Genomic DNA, 2,491 nt, shown 5'->3' on the forward strand with positions numbered 1-2,491 from the left:
ACGGGGCGATTTCAGATCAAGATCACAAGCGCAGATCAAAAGACCGCTGACTTCGTCATCGAAAAGGATGTAAGAGCCGGAGCAACAGCAACAGCAAAGCCATACTCGGTCAAAGGTGGGAGCGGGCTTGCTCGCGAATGCGGTGGGCCAGTGACAGATAAATTGACTGACCCACCGTATTCGCGAGCAAGCCCGCTCCCACATTTAGACCCCCCGGCATCAGGTAGATAGGCTGTTGCTTTGCACTTGATCTGGCTTTTGCTTCAACCACTCAGGTCGGCTTTCAGGCCGCCGTGCTGTAGATCTTGATCTGCTTTTGATCTCAGGCGCCCCGTCAACCACGATGGCCGAACGCAGGCTTGAATCCGAGTGGTGGGGCGAAGACCTTTTGGTTACTTTTGGCTGGGCCGGCATTCCGGGCGTTTGCCAAAAGTGACCCGCCGTAAGGGCGGAACCATAAGCCGCCGTTACCGCAGCAACGGATATGTACACCGGCCCCCCCACCCCAATCAAACGCTGCCAACAAAAATCAATCCCGCGCCAGCGCCTCAATCGGGTCCAACCGCGCCGCATTCCGTGCCGGCACAAAACCAAACACAATCCCGATCAACGTCGAACACGCAAACGCCGTCACAATCGACCCCACCGAAAACACCATCTCCCACTCCTTCACAAACAGCGAAAACAGATAGCCAATGGCATACGACAACGAAATCCCGATAACCCCGCCGATCAAACACACCATCACCGCCTCCACCAGAAACTGCTGACGAATATCCGACTGCCGCGCCCCCACCGCCATGCGAATCCCGATCTCACGGGTGCGCTCAGTGACCGATACCAGCATGATATTCATCACCCCAATCCCGCCCACAAGCAGCGAAATCACCGCAATCAGCGACAACAGCAGCGCCAGGGAGCGGCTGGTTTTCTGCACCGTCTGCATGATGCTATCAAGGTTATTGGTAAAAAAATCCTTGTTCCCATGCCGCTGCAGCATCAGCTTGTTAACGTTGTCTTCCACCACCTTGCTCGGCTGCCCATCCTTGATACGCACGGTAATGCTGTCCAGATGCCGCTGCCCCAACAAGCGCCCCGCCGCCGTTTCATAAGGCACCCACACGTTCAACGCCTTGCTGGCGGCAAACATGTTTTTATTGTCAGCCGTCACCCCGATCACCGTACACGGCAGTTTGCCGACCAGGATCACCTGCCCCAGCGGGTCCACATTCGGGCCGAACAGACGATGCCGAGTGTTGTGGTCAATCACCACCACCTGCGCCTGACGCCGCGCGTCACTTTCACTGAAGGCAATCCCGGCTTCGAGCTTGAGCCCCTTCACTTTGAAATACCGATCGCTGACGCCGTTCACCTGCGCATCCAGGTCGATATTGCCGAAACGCAGCAACAGGTTACGCCCCACCACCGGCGTGGCGCTGTCGACGTAATACAGCTGGTTCAACGCCTCCACATCCGATGGCATCAATGTCTCGATGGCCGACGCCCGACTGTCCCCAAAACTGGTGCCGGAAAAGATATCGATGGTGTTACTGCCAATCGCCTGGATGTCCTTGAGCACATAACGCTTGGCCCCCTCGCCGATCGCCGAAATCGACACCACCGAGGTGATGCCGATCACGATACCCAGCATGGTCAGCAAGGTGCGCATGCGATGGGAAATCAGCGCGACCCAGGCCATATTGAAGGCTTCCTTGAACAACCCCAGGCTCGCCACCAGACGCCGGGCGCCGCTGCGCTTGGGTTCGATGGGCGCCTCGCTGGGCAACGCCAGGCCCTCACTGTCATTGGCCTTGTCGCTGACGATCTCGCCATCACACACCTCGACAATACGCTGGGCGTTCGCCGCCACCTTGGGGTCGTGGGTGACGATGATCACCGTGTGCCCGGCCGCGTGCAGCTCGGCGAGGATGCGCATCACCTCTTTGCCGCTGTGGGTGTCGAGGGCGCCGGTGGGCTCGTCGGCGAGGATCACTTCACCGCCGTTCATCAAGGCCCGGGCAATACTCACGCGCTGTTGCTGGCCACCGGAGAGCTGGCTCGGGCGGTGGGTGGTGTGCCCCGCCAGGCCCAGGCGCGTGAGCAGGTCGCGCGCGCGGCCGTGCCGTTGGTTTTCGGGCGTACCGGCATAGATCGCCGGCATTTCCACGTTGTGCAAGGCGCTCAAGTGCGCGAGTAAATGGTAGCGCTGGAAGATAAACCCGAAGTAATCACGGCGCAGCTCCGCCAACTGTTCATCACCCAGCGAGCGGGTCTCGATGCCGTTGATCTTGTAGCTGCCGGCGGTGGCGTAGTCCAGGCCGCCGAGGATGTTCATCAAGGTGGATTTGCCCGAACCCGAGGCGCCGATGATCGCGACCATTTCGCCGGCATGAATCGTCAGGTCGATGCCCTTGAGCGCGATGAACTCGCGCTCGCCGGCCATGAAACTGCGGGTAATGCCCTTGAGCTCCAACAGAGGTTGGGTCATGGC

General features: G+C 59.5%; 1 protein-coding gene. It reads right to left on the reverse strand.

Going from position 1 to position 2,491, the window contains the following annotated elements; genetic code table 11:
• Positions 1-529: 529 nt before the first annotated feature.
• Positions 530-2,488, reverse strand: coding sequence for a MacB family efflux pump subunit (locus BLV67_RS30400; RefSeq protein WP_069785736.1), 1,959 nt, complete (start codon positions 2,486-2,488; stop codon positions 530-532).
• Between the last annotated feature and the right edge of the window lie 3 nt (positions 2,489-2,491).

Source organism: Pseudomonas salomonii, from assembly GCF_900107155.1.
In the GTDB taxonomy this organism is placed as follows: domain Bacteria; phylum Pseudomonadota; class Gammaproteobacteria; order Pseudomonadales; family Pseudomonadaceae; genus Aquipseudomonas; species Aquipseudomonas salomonii.